The sequence below is a fragment of the Pedobacter sp. genome (assembly GCF_031119335.1).
Classification (GTDB): domain Bacteria; phylum Bacteroidota; class Bacteroidia; order Sphingobacteriales; family Sphingobacteriaceae; genus Pedobacter.
Map to the genome: position 1 here is coordinate 237931 of NZ_JAVHXT010000002.1, position 24100 is coordinate 262030.

The 24100-nt window shown below is 38.0% G+C and carries 23 protein-coding genes; 13 read left to right on the forward strand and 10 right to left on the reverse strand.

Annotation, left to right across the window (positions count from 1 at the left end):
- Positions 1 to 159 precede the first annotated feature (159 nt).
- From REI64_RS03195 to REI64_RS03205, 3 genes are all read left to right on the forward strand, one after another.
- Positions 160 to 2577 (forward strand): PIG-L family deacetylase, encoded by a 2418-nt coding sequence (locus REI64_RS03195; RefSeq protein ID WP_308848647.1) that lies wholly within the window; start codon positions 160 to 162, stop codon positions 2575 to 2577.
- A 23-nt stretch (positions 2578 to 2600) separates the two neighbouring features.
- Positions 2601 to 2996, forward strand: coding sequence for a GxxExxY protein (locus tag REI64_RS03200; protein WP_308848648.1), 396 nt, complete (start codon positions 2601 to 2603; stop codon positions 2994 to 2996).
- 140 nt (positions 2997 to 3136) lie between these two features.
- Positions 3137 to 4846 carry a sodium:solute symporter gene (locus REI64_RS03205; RefSeq protein ID WP_308848649.1) on the forward strand — a complete coding sequence of 570 codons (1710 nt, stop codon included), beginning with the start codon at positions 3137 to 3139 and terminating at the stop codon, positions 4844 to 4846.
- A gap of 462 nt (positions 4847 to 5308) precedes the next feature.
- Here the strand turns inward: REI64_RS03205 and REI64_RS03210 are convergent, their stop codons facing one another.
- Positions 5309 to 6154, reverse strand: a complete 846-nt coding sequence (locus tag REI64_RS03210; RefSeq protein ID WP_308848650.1) for a DUF2911 domain-containing protein — start codon at positions 6152 to 6154, stop codon at positions 5309 to 5311.
- 154 nt (positions 6155 to 6308) lie between these two features.
- Between REI64_RS03210 and REI64_RS03215 the strand changes: the two genes are divergently transcribed.
- Complete coding sequence (locus tag REI64_RS03215; RefSeq protein ID WP_308848651.1) at positions 6309 to 7130, forward strand: SDR family oxidoreductase; 822 nt, start codon at positions 6309 to 6311, stop codon at positions 7128 to 7130.
- A gap of 49 nt (positions 7131 to 7179) precedes the next feature.
- Here the strand turns inward: REI64_RS03215 and REI64_RS03220 are convergent, their stop codons facing one another.
- Positions 7180 to 8487: a DUF3887 domain-containing protein gene (locus REI64_RS03220; RefSeq protein WP_308848652.1), complete on the reverse strand. Its 1308-nt coding sequence runs from the start codon at positions 8485 to 8487 to the stop codon at positions 7180 to 7182.
- Between the two features lie 191 nt (positions 8488 to 8678).
- On the reverse strand, positions 8679 to 9095 hold the full coding sequence (locus REI64_RS03225; RefSeq protein WP_308848653.1) for an OsmC family peroxiredoxin: 417 nt from the start codon (positions 9093 to 9095) through the stop codon (positions 8679 to 8681).
- Between the two features lie 303 nt (positions 9096 to 9398).
- Here REI64_RS03225 and REI64_RS03230 point away from each other — a divergent pair, with 303 nt between their 5' ends.
- Positions 9399 to 9875, forward strand: a complete 477-nt coding sequence (locus REI64_RS03230; protein ID WP_308848654.1) for a nuclear transport factor 2 family protein — start codon at positions 9399 to 9401, stop codon at positions 9873 to 9875.
- On the opposite strand, the gene REI64_RS03235 is transcribed toward REI64_RS03230, so the two are convergent.
- The 4 genes from REI64_RS03235 to hutU all read right to left on the reverse strand — a co-directional run bounded on the left by REI64_RS03235 (position 9862) and on the right by hutU (position 13290).
- On the reverse strand, positions 9862 to 10143 hold the full coding sequence (locus tag REI64_RS03235) for an ATP-dependent Clp protease adaptor ClpS (RefSeq protein WP_308848655.1): 282 nt from the start codon (positions 10141 to 10143) through the stop codon (positions 9862 to 9864). The two genes, REI64_RS03230 and REI64_RS03235, sit on opposite strands and share 14 nt — an antisense overlap.
- A gap of 245 nt (positions 10144 to 10388) precedes the next feature.
- Positions 10389 to 11018, reverse strand: a complete 630-nt coding sequence (locus tag REI64_RS03240; RefSeq protein WP_308848656.1) for a hypothetical protein — start codon at positions 11016 to 11018, stop codon at positions 10389 to 10391.
- Positions 11019 to 11196: 178 nt separating this feature from the next.
- Entirely contained in the window at positions 11197 to 11574 is a 378-nt protein-coding gene (crcB, locus tag REI64_RS03245; protein WP_308848657.1) for a fluoride efflux transporter CrcB, read from the reverse strand.
- A gap of 75 nt (positions 11575 to 11649) precedes the next feature.
- Entirely contained in the window at positions 11650 to 13290 is a 1641-nt protein-coding gene (gene hutU / locus REI64_RS03250; protein ID WP_308848658.1) for a urocanate hydratase, read from the reverse strand.
- Between the two features lie 218 nt (positions 13291 to 13508).
- Between hutU and REI64_RS03255 the strand changes: the two genes are divergently transcribed.
- The 7 genes from REI64_RS03255 to REI64_RS03285 all read left to right on the forward strand — a co-directional run bounded on the left by REI64_RS03255 (position 13509) and on the right by REI64_RS03285 (position 19963).
- Positions 13509 to 13844, forward strand: a complete 336-nt coding sequence (locus REI64_RS03255; RefSeq protein ID WP_308848659.1) for a hypothetical protein — start codon at positions 13509 to 13511, stop codon at positions 13842 to 13844.
- 114 nt (positions 13845 to 13958) lie between these two features.
- A complete protein-coding gene (locus tag REI64_RS03260) occupies positions 13959 to 16268 on the forward strand; it encodes a TonB-dependent receptor (protein ID WP_308848660.1) in 2310 nt (769 codons plus the stop codon).
- Positions 16269 to 16597: 329 nt separating this feature from the next.
- On the forward strand, positions 16598 to 17425 hold the full coding sequence (locus tag REI64_RS03265; protein ID WP_308848661.1) for an ABC transporter ATP-binding protein: 828 nt from the start codon (positions 16598 to 16600) through the stop codon (positions 17423 to 17425).
- A gap of 6 nt (positions 17426 to 17431) precedes the next feature.
- A complete protein-coding gene (locus REI64_RS03270) occupies positions 17432 to 18268 on the forward strand; it encodes a hypothetical protein (RefSeq protein WP_308848662.1) in 837 nt (278 codons plus the stop codon).
- 16 nt (positions 18269 to 18284) lie between these two features.
- Positions 18285 to 18677 (forward strand): GntR family transcriptional regulator, encoded by a 393-nt coding sequence (locus tag REI64_RS03275; RefSeq protein ID WP_308848663.1) that lies wholly within the window; start codon positions 18285 to 18287, stop codon positions 18675 to 18677.
- Positions 18664 to 19503, forward strand: a complete 840-nt coding sequence (locus tag REI64_RS03280; protein ID WP_308848664.1) for a GIN domain-containing protein — start codon at positions 18664 to 18666, stop codon at positions 19501 to 19503. Before REI64_RS03275 ends, REI64_RS03280 begins: the two co-directional genes overlap by 14 nt.
- A 10-nt stretch (positions 19504 to 19513) precedes the next feature.
- Entirely contained in the window at positions 19514 to 19963 is a 450-nt protein-coding gene (locus tag REI64_RS03285; RefSeq protein WP_308848665.1) for an ankyrin repeat domain-containing protein, read from the forward strand.
- 351 nt (positions 19964 to 20314) lie between these two features.
- On the opposite strand, the gene hutH is transcribed toward REI64_RS03285, so the two are convergent.
- Positions 20315 to 21796 (reverse strand): histidine ammonia-lyase, encoded by a 1482-nt coding sequence (gene hutH, locus REI64_RS03290; RefSeq protein ID WP_308848666.1) that lies wholly within the window; start codon positions 21794 to 21796, stop codon positions 20315 to 20317.
- Between the two features lie 109 nt (positions 21797 to 21905).
- The gene (locus tag REI64_RS03295; protein ID WP_308848667.1) at positions 21906 to 22925 is read right to left on the reverse strand and encodes a Gfo/Idh/MocA family oxidoreductase; all 1020 of its coding nucleotides are present in this window, start codon (positions 22923 to 22925) and stop codon (positions 21906 to 21908) included.
- Positions 22926 to 23006: 81 nt separating this feature from the next.
- On the opposite strand from REI64_RS03295, the gene REI64_RS03300 reads away from it, so the two are divergent.
- On the forward strand, positions 23007 to 23351 hold the full coding sequence (locus tag REI64_RS03300) for a hypothetical protein (RefSeq protein ID WP_308848668.1): 345 nt from the start codon (positions 23007 to 23009) through the stop codon (positions 23349 to 23351).
- A gap of 53 nt (positions 23352 to 23404) precedes the next feature.
- On the opposite strand, the gene REI64_RS03305 is transcribed toward REI64_RS03300, so the two are convergent.
- Entirely contained in the window at positions 23405 to 24085 is a 681-nt protein-coding gene (locus REI64_RS03305; RefSeq protein ID WP_308848669.1) for an OmpA family protein, read from the reverse strand.
- Positions 24086 to 24100: the final 15 nt, after the last annotated feature.

Consider the following 24100-nt stretch of genomic DNA (forward strand, 5'->3'; position numbering starts at 1 on the left):
ATTACGGGATGTACTGATGGTTTTTCAATTTGATTAATTTATAAATGAAAATCTGTGTATCTGTGGCTTGTAAAATTATAGTTTCAGTTATACAAACAGCGTTCCATTTCCGAGCGCTTTTGCAAAAATTAACTATTTTAGCCATACAACCAATACACAATGAACATCAAGACATTTTTTCTTGCTGCCTTGCTATTGCCATGCCTTGTGAGAGCCCAGATGCAGCAGCCTAGTGCAGCAGAAATAGCTCAAGGTATCGCAAGTCTTTCCGTAAAAGGTAGCGTATTATATATCGCCGCTCATCCAGATGATGAAAATACCAGGCTGTTAGCTTATCTTGCCAAAGAAGCCAAAGTAAGAACGGCTTACTTATCTTTAACCAGAGGCGATGGAGGGCAAAATCTAATCGGCAATGAACAAGCTGAACTGCTAGGGCAAATAAGAACGCAAGAGCTTTTAGCTGCTAGAAAAGTAGATGGTGCCGAGCAGTTTTTTAGCAGGGCGAACGACTTCGGTTTCTCCAAAACATCAGACGAAACCTTTAAAATTTGGGGTAAAGAACAGATTTTAGCCGATGCCGTTTGGGTTATCCGTAAGTTCAAACCAAATGTAATTATCACTCGTTTTCCAGAAGATACTAGAGCTGGTCACGGACATCACGCTGCATCAGCAATTATAGCTAGAGAAGCTTTTGTGGCTGCCGCTGATGCGAAAAGGTTTCCCGAGCAATTGAAACAGGGCGTTTCGGTTTGGCAAGCAAAACGTATTTTGTGGAACACCTACAACTTCGGTAATAATAACACTACCGCTCCCGACCAACTGAAAATCAACGTCGGTATCTATAATCCTTTGTTGGGTAAAAATTATGGCGAAATTGCGGCTATCAGTCGTACCAATCATAAAAGCCAGGGCTTTGGTTCTACCTTACAGCGTGGTGAAGCTTTCGAATATTTCAGTCATACTGCGGGAGAACCAGCTACAAGTTCATTATTTGATGGTATCGATATTTTGTTGCCCAACAATGAAATTGCTAACTTGCTAAAAGAAATACAGCAGCAATTCAACATCAACAAACCATCTGCAAGTTTGCCAAGCTTGCTTAAATTGAAAAAATTGACTGCCAATGAGAAAGGCTTCAAACATCAATTATTAGATGAAATGATTTTAGCTTGTGCTGGTTTTTGGGCAGAAGCTGTAACTACGCAACAAAGTTATGCCGTTGGCGATGAAGTCCCATTTACCGTAAATGCTATTTTTAGGGACGGCGATACAGCACCGAAAATTAATTACCTAGCCGCTGCACAAACTATGTCACTGCAGAACAACAAAGTATCAACCATACACTATCGTGTAAAAGCTACTCCTGCCGATATTACACAACCTTATTATCTCCAGAAAAATCATCCAATAGGATATTATACCATTGATAAGCAGAGCGATGTAGGCTACCCGGAAAACCCAAGCCCTTTACAAGTAAAATTAGATGTTGATATTGCTGGCGAGTTGATTAACGTACGTTTGCCGTTAATGTTCAAATCTACCGACCCAATTAAGGGCGAGCAGTATCAACCTTTGGTAATTGCACCGAAAGTAACGGCAACTTTGAACGACCAAGCTTATCTTTTCGTAAATCATCAGCCAAAGGCGATAGAAGTGAACCTGAAGAGTTTCACTAAAAATGTAGCAGGAGAAGTAGTTCCTGTTTTACCTGCCGGATGGAAAAGCAGTCCAGAAAAGATTAGCTTCAACTTTGCACAAAAAGGCGATGGGCAACTAGCTGTTTTTACTATTACACCTGCCGCAAACTCAACATCAGCAACGCTAAATTTACAGGTAAAAATTGCTGGAGAAATAGACAGCAAAGGCTTTAGAACCATCCGTTACGAGCATATTCCCGACATCAATTTATTTCCAAATGCGACGGCTAAATTAGAAGTGGCCGATTTGAAAATTGCCGGCAAAAGTATTGCTTATATTGATGGTGCTGGAGATTTAGTGAGCAATGCGCTACAGCAAGTTGGCTACGAAGTAACACATTTAAATGCGTCGCAAGTGTTGTTAAATAACTTGTCTAGCTACGATGCTATTGTTATTGGGGTAAGGTTTTTCAATGTAAACGAAGAAGCTAAAAATGTACAGGCAAAGCTAATGGATTATGTAAAAAACGGTGGCGTTGTTTTAGCGCAGTACAATGTGAATAACGGATTGAAATCGAGCAATTTTGGCCCGTATCCTTTTAGATTGGTAAACAAACGAGTAACCGAAGAAGATGCGAAGGTTACTTTTACAAAACCTAATCATGCGGCTTTAAATTCTCCAAATAAAATTACTGAAAAAGATTTTGATGGCTGGGTGCAAGAGCGGGGATTGTACTTCGCAGATGATATTGACCCGAAATATGAAACGATTGTAAGGATGAACGATACAGCTGAAGCAGCTAATGACGGCTCATTGCTAATTGCGAATTACGGTAAAGGAAAGTTTGTTTACACTTCTTTATCATTTTTTAGGCAGTTGCCAGCTGGTGTGCCCGGAGCATATCGTCTGTTTGCGAATTTGTTGGCTAAGCCACTGTGATTTTTCTGATTAATTGATTTCCTATGATTAATGAACAGTACAAATATTCAGAGCTAACCGCTAAAATTATTCGTTGTGCCATGAACGTACATAGCGCACTTGGCAACGGATTTCAAGAGGTAATTTATCAAAGAGCTTTGGAAATTGAGATGGCTTTAGAAGGTCTATCTTTTAACCGTGAATTTGCAATGCCTATTTTCTATAGAGAGCAAAGAATTGGAACACGACGAGTTGATTTTTTAGTTGAAGGTGTAATTTCCGTCGAGCTGAAGGCTAGAACACAAATAGAAGATGTACATTTCGCCCAAGCGATAAACTATCTGGAAGCTTACAATCTAGAAATAGGATTATTAATCAATTTTGGAGAAAGAAGCTTAAACTTTAAACGTCTTAATAATAAGAAATACAAGCCATCATAATTAATCATAAAAATCAAATTAATCATAGTCATGGATGAGTTACCTCCTTTCGTAAAAACCTGGAAACAGTTTTACTACCTCCTTATATTTTGGTTGGTGCTACTAATCGCTTTGTTTTACGCTTTTACTAAATATTTCCAATGAGCAATATAGATTGGGCGGTTTTGCTATTAACCCTATTGGGCATTGTTGGTTACGGCGTTTATAAAAGTCGTGGGACGAAAAGCATGGATGCCTATTTATTGGGCGGGCAGAGCATGCCTTGGTACACCGTTTGCCTTTCGGTGATGGCCACACAAGCAAGTGCCATTACTTTCTTGTCTGCACCGGGTTTGGCTTATTCTTCGGGGATGAGTTTTGTACAGTTCTATTTTGGTTTGCCATTGGCGATGATTGTTTTGTGTATCACTTTCGTGCCTATTTTTCATCGGTTGAAGGTGTACACCGCCTACGAATATTTAGAGCAGCGCTTCGATTTTAAAACCCGTGCTTTAACCGCTTTTCTGTTCTTAATTCAACGTGGTTTATCTACCGGAATTACCATTTACGCACCAGCGATTATCCTTTCTACCATTTTAAATATTAGCGTTACTTACACCACTTTGTTTATGGGTGGTTTGGTAATTTTCTATACGGTTTTTGGTGGCACAAAAGCGGTTTCGTATACGCAGTTACTGCAAATGACCATCATTTTTTGCGGTTTATTTGCTGCTGGAGTTATGGTGGTACATCTATTACCAGAAAGCGTTGGTTTCGGAAAAGCCATCAGTATCGCTGGAAAAATGGGACGAACCAATGCCATAGATTTTGATTTCAGCTGGACCAATCCCTACAATGTTTGGAGTGGAATTATAGGTGGTTTCTTCCTGCAGTTATCTTACTTCGGTACCGACCAAAGTCAGGTTGGAAGGTATTTAACAGGCTCTTCTGTTGGACAAAGCCGATTAGGATTGTTGATGAACGGTTTGGTGAAAATCCCAATGCAGTTTTTGATATTGCTGATTGGCGTGTTGGTGTTTACATTTTATCAGTACAATAAAGCACCTTTGTTTTTTAATAGTTACGAGCTAAACAAACTTGAGAAAAGCGAGTACAAAGCAGAGTTAGCGCAAATTCAGGCAAAACACAATCAACTTTTTGAAAGGAAGAAATTAGAAGTAGAAAAGTTGGATGTTGCGCTATCACAAGACAACCAAGCGTTAATTGACCAACAACGTATATTGGTAAAACAGGCAGATGAAGATGGAAAAGTGATTAGGGAAGAACTCACGACCTTAATGAAGAAGAATGATGAAAATGCTTCTACCAACGATAATAACTATATTTTTCTCAGTTTCGTAACCGAATATTTGCCAAAGGGATTGATAGGTTTATTGATTGCTATTATCTTCTTGGCCTCGATGGGTTCTACGGCTAGTGCGCTAAACTCCTTAGCTTCTACCACAGTAGTGGATATTTATAAGCGTATTTTTAACAAAACGGGTAGCGATGGGGCTTATGTAAATGCTTCGCGATGGGCAACGGTTTTGTGGGGTGTGGTTTGTATTATTATGGCTTTGTTTACCAGTAAAATTGGGAATTTGATAGAAGCGGTGAATATTTTAGGTTCGCTTATCTATGGAACTATCCTAGGCATTTTTCTCGTTGCTTTTTATCTTAAAAAAGTGGGCAGTACTGCCGTTTTCTGTGCGGCAATTTTAGCTGAGGGTATTGTTTTAGGCTGTTATCTTACTGACCTAGTTGCTTACTTATGGCTTAATGTGATTGGTTGTTTAGCAGTGGTAATTATCGCTTACATTCTGCAAAAGTTGATAAAGGAAAAGGAAGTTGAGGTTGCTCCAACTGCTTAGTTTTTGCAGACTTGCGAATTTTTAAAACGGCGAAGTCCTCAACTTTACCGCTAAAACACCATAGGAAACTAAAGTTAAGCTTCGTAAGTCTGTACTGTCTCTGCTGGTCGAGATTTGAAATCTCGATTTTGTGAACCGCGGATTTAAAATCCGCAGATAGACAGTTCCGGATTATAAATCCGGAACAGCGAGGTTGGCGCTTTAAGATTGCTTCGCAAAGCTCGCAATGACGAAATATGTAGGTGTGTGCAAAGTTTTTTGTTCTCCAAACCCGATTGAGCGGATTAGCCCGGATCCCGATTTTAATCGGGAGAGGACTATGAGCGAAAGCGGGGCTAGCGTAAATAGTAGTAATGACATTGCTTTACAAAAAGAAAAACCGCTAGATTAATTCTAACGGTTTAAACTTTCTAGACTTACGAAGTTTCGAAACTTCGTAAGTCTAATTTCTTGGCTAAAGTATTACTTCTTAGTTTGTTCTATCAAAGCTGTATTCAAACGAATATACTCATCATTTTTGATTTTTGTAGCAATTTCCACGCCTTCTTTGGCTGTTTTTGCAGCACCGGCTTTATCGCCCATTTTCAATTGAACTTTAGCTTTCCAAAGCTTTACCCAAGGTGCGTCAGTCATTTGTTTTTCGGCTTCGTTCATCCACTCTAGGGCGGTTTTAAGGTCTTTACCGTTGGTGTAATAATACTGAGCAGCTTGGAAATAAGGTTTTTTCTCACCTTTCATCGCTTCTGCAATGTTAGCCATTACACGCTCATCAACTGAGGTCGTTAGTTTTACGTTTACCAAAGTGTTTTCCCATGATAACTGTAAATCTGCATTGGTATCGCTGATGTTCGCAAACTGGATAGTGAAAGTTTCTACTTTATCTTTTAATGTCGTAGGCTTAACTTTTACACGTAGCACATCATTTGTTTCGCTGTAAGTGTAAGAACCCCATTCTTTAGTTCCTTTATTGAAGATGATAGTCCACTCGGTTTTATTTGGAATGGTGAACAAAGCATACTCGCCGGCAGGTAAATCTTTGCCTTCAACTTTTATTGCTTCGCTAAATTTAATTACGGTAGCAGAGTTTGCTCCCGTACGCCAAACCTTATCGAAAGGCTCTAAAGCACCGAAGATTTTGCGCCCCTTTGTGCTGGGACGAGCGTAAGTTAAATCGATTTTTCCTAAGCCAAAAGCTTGAGAAACGGTTTGAGTTGTACTAGCTTGTGGTAATTTTAAGCCTTGTGCTTGTAGGTTTTCGCCTAAGGTAACCAGTACAAAAAGTACTAAGATGAATTTGATTGACTTCATTTTTATTTGATTGTTGTTGTGCGATAAAATTACTGAATAATTCTGTTCAAGTTTATCATCGTTTTGTTATTTAAAACCACATAGAAACATAGATTTTTTAAAATGTCACTATGTACCTATGTGGTCAAATATTTATATCTTATTTTGCGTACAAATGGAGATAAAGACAGTTAGTATTTTGGGTTGCGGTTGGTTTGGACTGCCATTTGCAAAAGCGTTAGTGGCAAAAGGTTTTGTGGTTAAAGGATCTACAACCAGCACAGATAAGTTAGAGCAATTAAAGGCAGAAGGCATTGAACCTTATCAAATTAACTTGAATGAGGCTTCGGTGCTACCTACTGATTTTTTTGATACAGATGTACTTTTTGTAAATGTCCCGCCACGAGCAAAAACAGAAAGTGCTTCTTCGTATCCTGATAAGTTGAAAAACATAGCTGATGCTGCAACAAATGTAAAGCAGGTGGTTTTTATCAGTTCTACCGGAGTTTTTGAGGACGGAAATTTTGAAGTTGATGAAAACACGGTTCCTAAACCGGAAAGCGATGCTGGAAAATCGCTGCTTGAAGCAGAAAATCTTTGGAAAGCATATCCGCAGTTTACTACAACCATCATCCGCTTTGCGGGATTAATTGGCCCCGGTAGAAACTTAGCCAAGTTTTTTGCTGGTAGAGCCGATGTACCCAATGGAAAAGCACCCATCAATTTAATTGCTTTGGATGACTGTATCGGGCTTTGCCTGCAGTTGCTGGAAACGCAGCAATTCGGGGAAATTTACCACGGCGTGTCGCCACATCATCCAACTAGAGAAGAATTTTACACGGCTTTATGTGAGGTTTCTGGAATGGAAAAGCCTGCATTTAAATATGAATTGTTAGAATGGAAGCAAATTAATTCCGTGAATGTAACTCGTAAAATAGGCTACAATCTTAAAGTGCAGAACTGGTTTGAATGGATGGAGAAATTGCCCGTTCTTTAGTACTTGCTAAAAGTTCCCTCTCCTTTGGAGAGGGCTAGGGTGAGGCTCTTTACAACTCCTTAATCCAATTTGCTAAATCTTCTATGGTTCGCTGCTCTACATTACTAGGTCTTTGGTACTGCATAGCATTCCCTTTTTCTTCCTGTTGACTAAACAAATGGTTAAAATCTGGATAAAGCTTGAAACTTACATTGCTATTGGCTGACAAAGCCTCTTTCCATAAATTAAAATCGGTTTCTGTTACCTGGAAATCGTAACCACCTTGAAGTATAAAAATACGCTGCTTTAACTTCTTAGCGGTTTCTACCTGATTATAGCTATTCAAGTCTGCCCAATAGCTAGCAGGTAAGCCTAACAAAATAGAATCTGGTTTCATTTTACCAAGCTTGGTGATTTTTGCTCTTTCTATTTCCGTAATGGCATCAGCCAAGTTTTTTTGCATCACTGCAGAGGTATCCTTAATTTGAGAAACCATGTATTTATTCTGCTCAATAATAATGTCTGGTAAGCTACGTGCAGGAGCCGCCGCTAAAATTATCCCTTTTAAATCTGGCGCTAGGGTAGCAATTCGAGGTGCCAGCATTCCGCCTAAACTATGGCCAAGCAAGTAAATTTGTTTTAAATCTACACCAACAACTGTTTTTGCCAAAGCAATGGCTTGCAAAGCATCATCTAAAACCTCTTCTTTAACGGTGTAAGCTTTGCCAAATTCTTGAGGGTAAATTACAGTACGTTTTACGTATCTCACAGAAGCAATGCCGTTAACAGCTAAACCAGCAGCAATATCTTTAAACGGCTTATTCGGGCCAATAGTTTCATCCATATCATTAGGCCCAGAACCATGAACTAAAACAACAATCGGGAAACTATTGCCATCTTTCGGAGTAGTAACAACCGCCGCCAATTGGTGCCCAGGCCATTCTATGTACGTAGATTTTTCTTTGTAAAGTGTGCTATCTGCATAACCTGGTGCTCTGTAAGTAATTGCTTTTGGAGGCAAGTGCATACCCACCAATTTCTCTGTTTTATCAAATAATAAAATGAAATCTTGCTTGTCGTATTGGAACTCGCCGCTAACTGTTACCGCATAATACTCGCCCTGAACCTTACTGCCTGAAGCATCTATCGATTTTACCTTGCCTAATCTAGCTTCCATATTGGTCCAAAACTGCTTTAAATTTTCGGCAGTCACTTTGGTCTTGCCTTCTTCCGAGAAATAACCATGGGCTTCCTCAAATTTGCCCGCAGCAAAAAGGTCGAAAAATGTATTGGCTTTGCCGAAAAGACTAAAGATATTTTGAGAAAAGCTGGTTATGGCTAAAAGTAAAAAGGCAGATAGTAAAAAAAACTTCTTCATGTGTACTGTTGGTAATCAATAATATGCTAGAAAACCAAATGTACTATTTTTTGTAAAAAATCAACGTTGTTTTTAGTTAAAAGAAGTTAAGGAACAAGATTAGGGAAGGTTTAAATGATTTTAGCCATAGATGCACAAATAAAATCTTTGATAAAGAAATAAATATCTGTGCATCTGTGGCTAACTAAGAATTACAACAATTCAGAATCTAAAGTAATTTCTGCGTTCATCAATTTTGAAATTGGACAGTTTGCCTTAGCATCAGCAACTAGTTCATCAAATTTCTCTTGCGATAAACCTTCCGCTTTTACTTTCACCACCAAATGGATGTTGTCAACCTCGCCTTTTTCTGGGTTTAAATTTACAGTAGCTTTGGTTTCGATACTTTCTGGAGTGATATTTTCTGCAGAGATGTTAAAGCTTAACTTCATGCTGAAACAGCCTGCGTGTGCTGCAGCTACCAGCTCTTCAGGATTTGTCCCTACACCTTCTTCAAATCTGCTTTTGAAAGAGTATTGTGTATCCTGTAGCGTTGTGCTTTGCGTAGTTAGGGTTCCTTTACCTTCTTTGCCTGTGCCATTCCACAAGGCGGTTGCGTGTCTTTTCATTTTTTTATGAATTTAATTTATGAGATGATTTTTGATTTATTCCTAAAGATAATCATCGCTTATCAAATTAATGTTTTTGCAAGGTTAATTGTTTTCATCTAATCAACTTTATTTATCTAAGGTGTCTTAGGTGGTAAAATGATTCTTATATTTTTAAAACAACCTTAGCCACCTAAGTTCATTTTAGCTACTTAATATTCTAATTTATGAAAACACTACGCAAAGCGTTTCAATGGTAAATTTTTAGACTGATGTTTTTTATTCAGTTACGTTTCCTAAATTTAAAAATTCAATCTCGAAATCATGACAGCCAACGAACAATTGATCCAGCAATTTTACACCGCTTTTCAGCAAAAGGATTATAGAACCATGCAAGAAAGCTATGCCGATAATGCGACTTTTAACGATTCTGTTTTTCGCAATTTAGATGCAAAGCAAGTTAGGGCGATGTGGCAAATGCTCATTTCGGGCGGCAAAGATATGACCATGACCTTTGGCAATATCAAAGAAAACGGCAACAAAGTAACAGCTTACTGGGAAGCGCATTATACTTTCAGCGCTACTGGCAAAAAAGTCATCAATAAAATAAATGCAGAATTTGAGATTGAAGGAGGGAAAATCGTTAAACATACCGATAGCTTCGATTTCTACAAATGGGCAAAGCAAGCTTTTGGTGCTGGCGGGTTTTTGCTCGGCTGGACCAACTCTTTCAAAGAAAAAGTACGTCAAACGGCTAAGAAAAAGTTAGATCAATACTTAGAGAAAACTAATCAACCGTAACGGTTAAACCTTCTTGTTGCAAAATTTTACGGTAAACTTCCATCTCGGTAAAAGAACCTTCTAAAACTGCGCACTTACCTTTATTGTGTACTTCCCAAGCAATTTTTTCCGCTTGTGTTTCACTGTAATCTAGGTATTTCATCATACACCAAATTACATGATCAAAGGTATTTACATCATCATTCCAAAGAATTAAACGATGAACCGTTTTCAGCGAGGTTAAAATTTCCTCCAGCGTAAAGGTTTCTTCCTTGGTTTGTGTCGACATGCTACAAAAATACAAAATAGATTTACGAATCAAACGATTTGGTTAAGAGAACGCTAAAACCTGTGGTTCTTCTTTAGCTGTAGTCCTGCTTTGCGGCTTTAGTCCCTCAATCTCCCCCCACATGCCCAAATCGCTCTCGGGCGCTGCCGCCTTCAATCAGGGTTAGCTAACACAAGCCTATTTCCTATCGCTAAAATAAGAAAACCCGAGACAATGCTCAGGTTTCTATTCCTTCTAAGTTGAAACTAGATCTTCTCTCCTTTTTCGAGTTTCTCTTTTCTATGCTCTTGCGAAAGATAATGCAGCAAGGTATTTAAAACCACTGCATTCCAATCGTTGTGCAAACTTACGTTGATGTTCTTTTTCTTATCGTACATATCCTGCACATGCAAAACACCTTTATCTAAGAAATATTTGATTTGGCTCCAAGGCAAAATAGCTGTTTTCGTTTTACCCAAAAACCAAGTCTTGTAAGACACTTCAAAACCTTGATAATCGAATTTTGCAGCACCAACTTCTAGCTTTTCCTGATTGTTCAGCTTTTCGATAAACTCACTTACTAAATGCTTTTTCACATATTGCCATAAGCCAGACATGATGTAATAGTACGTATGGTCTTCTTCTAAAAGTTCTTCAACTTTGCTACTTTCAAACTGTACACTTACCGATTTACCATCTTTGCTTTTAACTTCAATGATGTACTTCTTTTTAGTGGGCTTTTTAGCAGGGCCAATTAACGACACGCCATATTTAACGGCCGCTACGTCGTTACAGGGAATGCGGGTTTGATTTACCTCAATGGCTTCGGCTGTAATTTTTACTTTTTGCTTTGATGAAGGGATGACGATATCTACGTCGAAATTATGGTGTTGCATGGGTTCGAATATACAGATATTTTAGGAATGAAAACATACCTAAAACTTAGGATTTTTTAAAAATTTCGCCTGCTGAGTTTGGTGGGGACACCAAACTCTAATTGTCTGCCATAGGCGGGTGTCCCCACCCGCATAAGTGCCTACTTTAATGCTAATTAAGTTTCATCTCAATTTAATTTCACCAAGATTTACCTAAGGTTAAGCCAATAGCTACCGCTAAAAAGCCAACCAATAAACTGCTTACAGTATAAATAACAAGCAGCGTATAGTTTTGTTGCTGCAACAACTGTATATTTTCTGAGGCGAAAGTAGAAAAAGTGGTATATCCACCGCAAAAACCTGTCACAAAAAGCAATTTCAAATTTTCATTTTCTGTTGGATTTTTACCGAAAACACCCACACATATGCCAAGAATAAAACAGCCTAAAACATTGGCCATAAAAGTTCCCAAAGGGAAACCATTTACGGCATATTTAGTGGCAAATACCGAAGTAAGAAATCGAAAAATACTTCCTATTCCTCCGCCTAATCCTACTAGTAAAATTTGTTTTAACATTTTATTGAATTGGCCACAGATGCACAGATATTCTTCATTTAAATCAATATTTATCTGTGCATCTGTGGCAAAAGTTTATAACCCTAATCTATGCTTCCTCAACGTATCTTTTGCAATATCGTAACCTGCATCTGCATGACGAATTACGCCCATAGCAGGGTCGTTATGCAATACCCGTTTCAATCTTCTAGCTGCATCTTCCGTACCATCAGCAACAATTACCATCCCAGCATGAATGGAATAACCAATACCCACACCTCCACCATGATGTAAAGAAACCCAACTTGCACCACCTGCAGTGTTAATCAAAGCATTTAAAATTGGCCAATCGGCTACCGCATCCGAACCGTCTAGCATTGCTTCCGTTTCCCTATTTGGCGAGGCCACAGAACCAGTATCTAAATGGTCGCGACCAATCACAATTGGCGCTTTTACTTTACCATCAGCTACCAACTTGTTAAAAGCCAAACCAGCTTTTTCCCTATTGCCTTGTCCTAACCAACAAATACGAGCTGGCAAACCTTGAAAAGCAATACGCTCTTGCGCCATGGTAATCCACTGTCTCAAACTTTCATTTTCCGGGAACAGTTCCAAAATCACTTTATCAGTTTCGTAAATATCCTGTGGGTCGCCACTTAATGCAGCCCAACGGAAAGGCCCTTTTCCTTCACAAAACAACGGACGGATATAAGCAGGCACAAAACCTGGAAAATCGAAAGCATTTTTAACACCCACTTCTAATGCTCTGCCACGTAGGTTATTGCCATAATCAAAAGTGATAGCTCCTCTTTTTTGCAGTTCCAACATCTGTTCAACATGTTTCGCCATCGTAGCATAACTACGTTTCACGTATTCTTCAGGATTTTTCTCACGCAAATCTGCCGCTTCAGCAACCGTTAACCCTTCTGGAAAATAGCCAATCAATGGGTCGTGTGCCGAAGTTTGGTCAGTTAAAGTATCAGGTGTAATGTTCCTATCAATCAGCCTTTGCAATAATTCTACCGCATTGCAAACTACACCTATAGATAATGCTTTCTGCTCCTTTTTATATTGTAATGCTTTATCTATCGCTTCATCAATATCGTAAGCAATTTCATCAATATATCTAGTTTCTAAACGCTTTTGAATGCGCCATTCCTCCACATCTGCCGCTAGGCAAACGCCTTGGTTCATGGTAATTGCCAACGGTTGCGCACCGCCCATTCCGCCTAAACCAGCAGTTACATTTAATGTTCCTTTTAGGTTACTGTTAAAATGCTTCTTAGCCAAAGCAGCGTAGGTTTCGTAGGTTCCCTGCACAATTCCCTGCGAACCAATGTAAATCCACGAACCAGCGGTCATCTGTCCGTACATCATCAAACCTTTATCTTCTAGTTCATCAAAATGTTGCTGCGTTGCCCATTTTGGCACCAATTGTGAATTTGAAATCAATACTCTGGGTGCGTCTTTGTGAGTTGGCAAAACTCCTACAGGTTTCCCCGATTGAATGAGCAAAGTTTCATCATCTTCTAAGTTTTTTAATGCCCTGATGATGAGTTCCAAAGCTTCTTTGTTCCTTGCAGCTTTCCCTCTTCCACCGTACACAATCAAATCTTCAGGTCTTTCGGCAACTGCTGGGTCTAAATTATTCAACAACATTCTTAACGCCGCTTCTTGCACCCAACCTTTGCAGGTTAAGGTACTTCCGTGTGGTGTTTGACTTATTTTCAGGTTCATATATTTGGTTGTATTTATTTTCAATAAGTATTTTTTACCACCTAAGACACCTTAGTAAACCTAAGGCTTAAATGAGCTAAGGTGCCTTAGGTGGTTCATTTAATTAGCGTATTGTTTGTCACAGAAATCTAAAATCGTAATTCTTAAATCTCAAATACCTTCTTTGTTACAATTTCAAATCTAACGAATTATTATTATTTGATTAATTTCGCATTAGAATGCAAGCGAAAAAGCGCCATTTCTTGAAACAAATTTCTGCGGTAGTAATTCTGGCGATATTTTCGTTGGCCATTACGCCTTGGGGAGCTTTGCATCATCACGAAGAAAATATTCCAGTTCACGAAAAGAACTGTACGCACACTGTACACGTTAAAACTTCTTCCGAAAACTGTTTAGTTTGCAAAGCGCATTTCGAGAAAAATTTTGTTTCAGATATCCAAAATTATATTGTTTATCTAAAAGCAAATATTGTAGAAAACACCGTTTCATTAGTAGGCAATTCGTTTACCAGCATCATTGCAAGCTGCTTACGCGGCCCACCAGCAAATCAATAAATCTACCTATTCTTTCTGCATTTTAATTCGTTGCCAAAGGCGATGTTTTGACATGCGTATTTAATTATCCATCGTTTTACGTGAGTGGAAATACCACTTAATTATATTTCTTTTATGAAAAGGTTACAACTTTTAGTAACTGTTTTTGGCATTTTGCTGTCTTTAAATACCTTCGCTAATTCATTAGTTAACATTAAAGGTAAAGTTGTCGATGCCTCAACACAAGCACCTTTAGCTGGTGCAACATTATATATTTCTGATTTAAAAGCTAGCACCAGCACCAACGCCAATGGCGAATTTACATTCAACAACGTTCCCGCAAAGGGTAAATTCTTATTAGAGGTTCGCTATTTAGGTTATAAAACTTCCTCAAAACTGATTGATTTATCGGCACAGCAAGACATCAGCTTTGCCTTAGAACCATCGGTAATTGAAAGTGCTGAAGTAGTAATTACCGGAACTCCTTTCAGTGCCAACAATAAAACTAACAGTTTAGCCGTAGTATCGGTTAGTCGCGATAAACTGGCGCAATCTGCAGCAACCAACTTGGTAGATGCCATTGCTAAAATTCCAGGTGTGGCGCAGGTAACAACAGGTGGCGCCATTTCTAAACCTACCATACGTGGTTTGGGCTACAACCGTGTATTAACAATGGTTGATGGCGCAAGAGAAGAAGGACAACAATGGGGCGATGAACACGGTGTACAAGTAGACCAATTTTCTGCTGCTCGTATCGAGGTATTAAAAGGCCCAGCAAGTTTGCTTTATGGTTCTGACGCTTTGGGTGGTGTAATCAATATCATTGATGATTTGGTACCTGCTGAGGGAACTTACAACGGAAACTTCACCACCAATTACAACACTAACGGAGGTTTAACAGCTTCTTCGCTGATGATGCAAGGCAATACCAACGGTTTTGTCTATCGCGGTCGTATTTCTTACAAAAACGCTTATGGCTTTGGCTATAAAAATCAAATTGTACCAAACGCAGGATTTAACGAAATTAATACCAGCGCCATGTTGGGTTTAAACAAAACTTGGGGTTATACACATTTGAGTTTATCTCGCTTTGCAACAAATATTGGCTTGGTCGAGGAAGGTCCAAATGCCGATGGAAATTATCTAGATGAAGAAGGAAATGTGGTTAGCAAAAGTGATGCAAAATCGAGGTCGTTAAATCTACCTTCTCAAAATATCAACCATTATCGTGCAGCTTTAAATAGCAATGTACTTTTGGGCGGTGGACAGTTAAAGTCTACTTTCGCTTTTCAACGTAACATTAGAAAAGAGTTTGAAGAAACGAAAGACGAACCAGGCTTGAACTTAGGCTTAAATTCTTACACCTACGATGTAAAATATTCTTTTGCGAATAATGGAGTTTGGGAACCAACCATTGGCTTACAGGGCATGTATCAAACCAACAGAAATAGCGGCGAGGAGTTTTTAGTGCCCGATTATAATAGCAACAACATTGGTGCTTTTGCTTATTTGAAACGCAATTTCGAAAACGGGGCTATTAATGCTGGTGTACGTTACGATTACAAAAAAATTGATGGCAAAGATTTGTTCGAAGCTCATGATGACCATCAGCACCAAATCTTCAACGCTTTTGACAACAGCTTTTCAAACTTCACAGGTTCTTTGGGTTTTGCATTTGATATCGCTAAAAACCTAAACCTAAAAGGAAATATCGGTTCTGGATTTAGAGCGCCAAACATTGCAGAATTAGGTGCAAATGGTGTGCATCATGGTACTTTTAGATACGAAATTGGTAACAGTGATTTGAAACAGGAAACCAGTTTACAGTTCGATTTAGGGTTGACTTACCAAGCTGAAAACGTCACTTTTGGATTAAATGCTTACAGCAATAAAATCTACGATTACATCTATTTAAGCAACTTAAATGGCGAAACCATTGATGCGGAAGACCATCACTCTGGAGCTACAGAAACTTACCCAGTTTATCGTTTCTTACAAACGGATGCTAGTCTTGTAGGTGGCGAGGCTTCGGTAGATTTCCACTTGGTTAAGGCATTGCACTTTGAAAATACTTTTGCCTATGTAAAAGGAACTAACAAAGCGACAAATTCGCCACTGCCATTTATTCCCGCAGCAAGTTTAAATAACGAAATCCGTTTTGAACCCAACATCAAAGGATTGAATGATAGCTTTATTAAAGTGGGCTTAACCAATGTTTTTAAACAAGATAGAATTGATGCTTTTGAAACAGAAACCGCTGGCTACACCTTGTTTGATGCCGGAATTGGGACTTCGTTTAAAACTAAAAAAGGCAAGCTAAACGTTTGGGTTACCGGACAAAACTTAACGGATAAACTTTATTACAACCACTTAAGTCGCTATAAATTGGCGAATGTTTACAACCCTGGTCGTAATGTAAGTTTTGGAATTAGTGTGCCGTTGTAAGCAGTTGCGCTCAAAGCATGATAGACTTACGAAGTTTCAGAAACTTCGTAAGTCTTCAAGAATTGACATTCATACTTCGTCATACCCAACTCGATTGGGTATCGTAATGCGAAAGAAATTTATAATATAACGCTTTAAGGTTCCCGCATTCGCGGGAATGACGCAGAAGTTATAAGTAAGTGATAAAAGCCCTTCATACGTAAATGAAGGGCTTTTATTTTTCCTATTTCAATTACTATATCCCAACATAGCTAAAAAATTATTTACAAAAAATTTGGAGATTAAAAATTTAGCGCTACTTTAGTGTGTTATTTAACTAATACACTAGTATGATAAAGATAGACAATCTAAATTTTAGCTATAGCAAGCATAGAATTCTCTTCAAGGATATCAGTATGCAATTGAGCAGTGGTCATATCTACGGACTATTGGGCAAAAATGGCGCAGGCAAATCAACCTTGTTAAAAAACTTAGCTGGTTTGGTATATGCACAAAGTGGAAAAATTGATGTGCTCGGCTTAGACCCTGCAAAAAGACAACCTGCACTATTGCAGCAAATCTGTTTCATCCCCGAAGAGTTTCATTTACCTGCTATCAAAATTGATAGTTATGTAAAAGCTAACGCTGCTTTCTATCCAGAATTTAATCATCAGTATTTTGCAGACTTATTAAAGGAGTTTGACATCCCGGTAGGGCAAAAACTAATTGACATGAGTTACGGACAGAAAAAGAAAGTAATTATTTCTTTCGGTTTGGCAACCAATGCCAAGTTGGTGATTATGGACGAACCAACCAACGGCCTGGACATTCCTTCCAAAGCGCAGTTCCGTAAAATTATGGCATCTGCATTAACCGAAGACAAATGTATCATCATCTCTACCCATCAAGTACGCGATTTGGATAATTTGATTGACACGGTAATTATGCTGGATGAAAACAAGATTGCGCTAAAAGCAACGGTAGAAGAAATTACAGAGAAGCTTTCTTTCAAACGCCTGAAAGAAATTGATGAAACAGTGATTTATGCAGAACCTTCGTTAGCAGGCTACAATGCCGTAATGCCAAATTATCATCAAGAAGATAGCAAACTAGACATGGAATTGCTTTTTAATGCAGTTTTAGCTGAGAAAAACAAACTGAAACCAATTTTTAACTAAACAGATATGAACAATACTTTTAACATACATCGTTTTACGCTATTGCTTAAGAGGCAGTGGTTAGAGTTTGGGAAAATCTACCTAATGACTTTAGCCGTTGTTTTGGCAATTATCGTTTGTTTTTATGGTTTATCTTTTTCCAACGTGAACGAATATAAAAAGGCAAATATCATTAATAATCTGCTCAGATTTAGGGAGCCTTTATTTGCGCTTCTTGGATTGCTATTTATTAGTATAGCTTCAAGTGCATATTTCTTACATTTAGGCAATAAAGCCAGAGCAATAGGCGACTTGCTTACGCCTGCTTCTAACTTGGAAAAATATACTGCTGCTATTGTTTACACTACTATAGTGCCTATATTATCTTATCTTTTCATGTTTTACATAGTTGATTTTGCTTTTATACAAACCAACCTAAGCAATTATAAAGACACGCAAAATGTATACGAGAACGGAGAATATATTCACCGAACAATGCAAAATTCAGATTGGCTTTTTTTTCGGTATTCAATTTTATCTACCACTCATTTTGGATATGTATTTAGTGTATGTACTGCATTTTCAGTGCTAGTAACAAGTGTATTTCTATCTGGCTCTATTTATTTCAATCGCTTTCAGTATATCAAAACCTTGGTTTCAGTAGCAGCTTTTATTTCCGTAGCTACATTAATATATATGAAGGCTAGTCAGTTTTTCTTTAGTAATAAGGTGCAGATTACAGCAAACCAATCTTATCGTAACAGCAACGATAATAGTCTATTTCTAGTTGTTGCAGCTATTGCGCTGGTGGCATTATTTTTCTACATAGTAGGATACATCAGATACAAAGAAAAAGAAGTTTAATTAAAAGGGTATAGACATGGAATTTAGAGATAACAAGGCGATATACCTACAAATAGCAGACTTTGTTTGCGAACAAATTATGCTAGGGAAATGGCCAATTGAACAAAAAATACCTTCGGTGAGAGAACTTGCTATGGAAATGGAGGTTAACCCAAATACAGTAATGCGTACTTACGAATTACTACAGCAAAAAAATGTGATACAGAACAAAAGAGGTGTTGGTCTTTTTGTAACCGATGATGCGATAGCTAACATTACAGCCTACCAAAGAGCCCAATTTATAGATGAAGAACTACCAACAGTTTTTAGAAACATCTATCTATTAAACATCGATTTTGATGAGCTAATAAATCGTTACAACACTTTTGTTAAAGAAAATTTTAATACTAGAAATCATGAAAACCAGTAATAAATTATTAATCGCTTTTGCAGCCACGCTAATTGTATTGCCAGTGCTAGTAATGGCTGTAGTTTCTAAAATGTATTATACAGATGCGAAGAATTGGGTAGATTTAGAAAAACAAAACGAAACATTCGATGGTAAATCGGAAAACGTGGAGGCCATTCCATTAAACCAATTTAGTGCAATTAACATTGCCGATGGAAAAGAAGCAGATTTTTATATCCATTTGGTGAAAGATAAAAAATTTGGTGTTAAGCTAGCTAAAAGCGAGAAGGAATTTGTAAAATTTAGCGTAGATAAAGATGGTCGATTACAAATCAATATTACACCAAAAAATAAAGAATATAACTACATCGAATTGTTTGTATATGCTCCAGAAACAAATTTTTTAGGCGCCAATAATGTTTCTGATTTAGAACTAAAAGTTAAAGGAGACACGCTTGCTCTAAATATTAAAAAATTCCGTAATTTGAAGTTCCATGAAGCTTCTCAATTTCAAAAACTGAGTATTAACGCAGAAGGCGGGTACACAAATATTGAAGAAAAAGCAATTGTGAAATCATTACGTTTAAATTTAAAGAGCGCAAGGTTTAAAAGTGATGGCGTATCTTTTGAAAACTTGGATATTACTTCTATAGGAAACTCTAAAATTGATGTATTTGGCAGCTACGACACTGAAAAAAAATACACTATCCGCAACTTAAGCTTAAAAACTACAGACAGTGCCGATGTCACCTTTAAAGAAATTGCTATTGCAAACGCAAAAGGTTCATTATCTGACCAAACAGTAATTCAAATACCCGTTGTAAACTTAAAACAGATGTTGAAATAACCACCGACCTATGAAAAACATAAAAACAGTAATGACAACTGTACTGCTATTGATGAGCAGTTTAAGTTTTGCTCAACAGCTAAACGATAATATAAAGAAGGCTTTTAAAACTGACGATGCGGATGCTTTGCTAGCAGAAGTTAAAACTCAAAAAGTAACTATTAACGATTGCTTCGATATTGAAGATGCAAGTTACACCTTGCTTTCCCTCAGCATCAAAATGAACAAGTCAAACATTTTTAATGCGTTATTGGCAGCAAAAGCTGATTTAAACAAAGTATGTAGCGACAAAACACCGTTAATGTACGCAGCAAAATATGGGGAATTAACTTTTGCAAAAGCTTTGTTAAAAGCTGGTGCAGATATCAGTGTTAAAAATGCTGAAGGAAAAACTGCCTTTGATTATGCTATAAAGTATCAAAAATTGGAATTACAAACTTTGCTTAAACCAACTAAATAACTCGACGTCAAGTCCGTCATTTCGACGAACGAAGGAGGAGAAATCTAGCGACTAGCCGCATAATGTTAGATTTCTCTCTGCGTTCGAAATGACGACAATCGGTCTAATCTGGAAAATTCACTATCTCAAACCAATTAATCTTATGATTTTCATTATCGTAATTCTAATTATTCTTTGCCAAGCTTGCTAATTAGATTGATATTCATAAATACTTTCTTTATTGCAATCAAATTGTTTTTTGAGGTCAAAACAATCATTAAAAGCTGATGCTGAAATAAATTCAGCATGATGAAGCGCCAGTACAACGTCACCCTGAATTTATTTCAGGGTCAGTTAGGAAAGTCAATTAGACTAACGACCTTGAATAAATTGAACGGCAGCTTTAATATCTGTCGCTAACAATCTATCAGCATCGTTAAAGCTTACTACCGCTCTAAAATCACTCAAAAGCTTTTCAATTTTTGGAGATGATTTTAATGGTCTTCTAAGTTCCAAAGCTTGAGTTGCGGTAATTAATTCGATTGCTAAAATACGTTCTACATTTTCTACCACACGGAAACATTTAGTCGCGGCATTGGCGCCCATACTCACATGGTCTTCCTGTCCATTGCTACTTACAATGCTATCTACAGATGCCGGTGTACACAACTGCTTATTCTCGCTGGCAATAGATGCTGCGGTGTATTGCGTAATCATCAAGCCAGAATTTAAACCTGCATTTTTTACCAAGAAAGGGGGCAAACCTCGTGTTCCAGAAATCAGTTGGAAAGTTCTCCTTTCAGAGATAGAACCAATTTCAGCCAAAGCCAAACAAAGAAAATCTAAAGTCAAAGCCAATGGTTGTCCATGGAAATTACCTGCCGAGATAATCAAATCTTCATCGGGAAATACGTTCGGATTATCTGTTACCGAGTTAATTTCTGTTTCAAAAACGGATTGAATATAAGCAACACTATCTTTACTTGCACCATGCACTTGCGGCACACAGCGGAACGAATATGGGTCTTGTGTTTGTTTACCTTCTTGGACAATCAGCTCACTTCCTTCTAGCCAGTTTTTGATATTTTCTGCAGTTTGTAGTTGCCCTCTATGCGGACGAATAACGTGGCTCAAGTTCAGAAATGGGTCAATGCGACAATCAAAAGCGTCGATAGCGGTTGCAGCAATAACATCGGCCCAAGCTAATAAATGTTGAGCTTTTAACAAGCAATGAACACCATAAGCGCTCATAAACTGTGTGCCGTTAATTAGCGCTAAACCTTCTTTGCTTTGTAGTGTTAAAGCTTGCCAACCTAATTGTTGGTATAATTTAGCGGTGCTGATTTTCTCATTTTTATACCAAACTTCTCCTTCGCCAATTAGCGGAATTGCCAAGTGCGCCAAAGGAGCTAAATCGCCAGAAGCACCTAAAGAACCTTGGGTGTAAACCACTGGCAAAATATCATGGTTGTAGAAATCTACCAAGCGTTGTATAGTAGTTAAAGCAATGGCAGAATGACCATAACTCAAAGACTGAATTTTGAGCAACAACATCAACTTTACAATCGGTTTTGGCACTTCATTACCAGTTCCACAAGCGTGGGATAAAAGCAAGTTGTGTTGAAGCTGCGTAAGTTTATCGGCTTCTACTTTTACATTTTGCAAGTAACCAAAACCTGTGTTGATGCCATAGATTGGATATTCGGTTTTACTCAATTTATCATCCAAATAAGCTCTGCACTTGATGATTTTTTCTTCAGCAACAGCCGACAAAGCAATGCTTTGCGATGATTGAATAATTTCTTGGATAATCGCAATATCTAACCTATCGAGACCTATTTGGTAAACGCTCATATTGAATAATTTGGTCACCAAAAGTATATTTTTTTTGTGTGGAGCAGAAAACCTACAGCACAAATTTCTATTAACTCACCAAAGTTGATTATTTGTTGTAAAACTTACGTTAATCCGCCTCTAAAATTGTCAACTGTGCAATAATATCGGCTTCTGTAATCGGATATACTGCATCATTTACGATGGTTTGGTAAACCAACTCAAATAAATCTCCATAATTGCCTTGCGGCGATTTCAAGGCAGTAACTTCCCTTCCACCATCTGCTGTTACCATTGTAAGTTTAGCCGCATCAGTCGCATCTTCAAATCCATAACCCTCATCAGATGGCTTCATACCTTTTAACAATTGGCTTTCTTGAATATCTCCATGATTTTTAGAAAACGATCCCTTTGAGCCGTTCACCACAAATGCCGGAGGAATATCTGCATTCAACAAAGTTGATATCAGGTAAACGTTTAATTGGTTAGGATAAGTCAGGTGTATAAAAAAGTAATCATCTACTTTACTGTTTTCTCTATTGTTGGCAAGTACCTTATAAAATCTTTCGGGCTTCCCAAAAAGCGCCACAGCTTGGTCTATTAAATGTGGCCCTAAATCGTATTGCAAACCACTTGCTTCAAAAGCGGGGTCTTCTTTAAAAGTTTTTGGCCCAATTTCGCTACGGTATCTGTCAAAACGGAAATATACTTCCGTTAACTTACCCAACTTTCCACTTTCTATAATTTCTTTGGTGAGTTTAAAACCACTATCAAATCTTCTATTCTGATAAACTAAAGCTTTTTTACCTACCAATTTCGCTAAATCGAATAATTCTTTGGCCTGAGCTACCGTTGTTGTGAAAGGTTTTTCCACTAAGATATGTTTGCCCGCTTCTAGGCACTTTTTAGCATATTCGTAATGGGTATAATTTGGCGTGTTGATGATGATAAGGTCGATATTTTCGTCGGCAATCAGCTCGTCGATGGTATCATAACTTTTTACATCGGGATAATCTCGAGCAGCTTGCTTCTTACTTCTTTCGGTAACGGCTACAAAATTAAATCCATCATTTAAATGAACAAAAGGTGCATGAAACACCTTACCAGACATACCATAGGCCATTAAGCCTACATTAATTTTCGAACTCATATCACAAAGCTACAAAGACCAAAGCAGAAAGACTAGAGGACAAAGAATAAAGACTAAAGAGTAAAGCTGTATATTTGCGGCATGACTCCAGCAGAAATCAATATCAAATGGAAAGAGCTGCAAGAAAAGATAGCACAAGATTTTGATTCGGAAACTCCGGATTTAAAAGTGGTATTGTTTTTAATTGGTGTACAAGAGCTAGGTAAAGGCCCAGGAAAATTTAGCAAAAGACAAAAAGAAGAGCTAATGCATATTGCTACCTGTCGTTTGTTGAGCGAGATGGGATTTTACGAATTAGAAGCACTAGATCAAGATGGTTGGCCACATTGGAAATTGGTAAAACCTATTCCGGCTTATGCTGGTCTTGAGCAAGAAATGCTTTTAAGATCTTTAGCCATCAGTTATTTCGCAGACATCTACGAATAAAAAAACCCCGAAGTAAATTCGGGGTTTCTTATACTAGATAAATTAGTTTTAAATTATCCTGCTTTTTCTTGAGCTTCTTTTTTCAATTGCTCGTTAGCAACAATTACAATTTCTACCCTACGGTTTGCTGCACGACCAGCTTCTGTTGAGTTATCAGCAATTGGCTCGTTAAAACCTTTACCTTCTGTAACTAAACGTGATGCTGGTACGCCTTGAGAAACTGCATAAGTTTTAACCGCAGCAGCTCTTTTCTCAGATACGGTTTGGTTTACCGCAGCAGTACCGATATTGTCTGTATGACCATAAACTTTCACATCAGTGCCCGGATATTGGTTCAATGAAGATGCTAAAGACTGAATGTTAGTTTTAGCTGCATCTTTCAAATCAGTTTTGTTAAAGTCGAAAAGGATACCGCTATCAAATCTAACGATGATACCTTCACCTTCACGAATAACTTCTGCACCTGGAATAGCTTGCTTAATTTCAGCTGCTTGCTTATCCATTCTTTTACCAATGAAACCACCTGCAGTACCACCTACAGCAGCACCAATTACAGCACCTACAGCAGTATTACCTGCTTTTTTACCAATTAAGGCTCCTACCACGCCACCTGCAGCAGCGCCAATACCTGCACCTTTTTGTGTATTGTTTAAGCTATCGCAGCTTTGAAAAGTCATTGCACCTACCGATAAAGCTATAGCGACAGTTGCTGTCTTAAATTTTGTAGTCATCATGTTCTTATTTCGTTT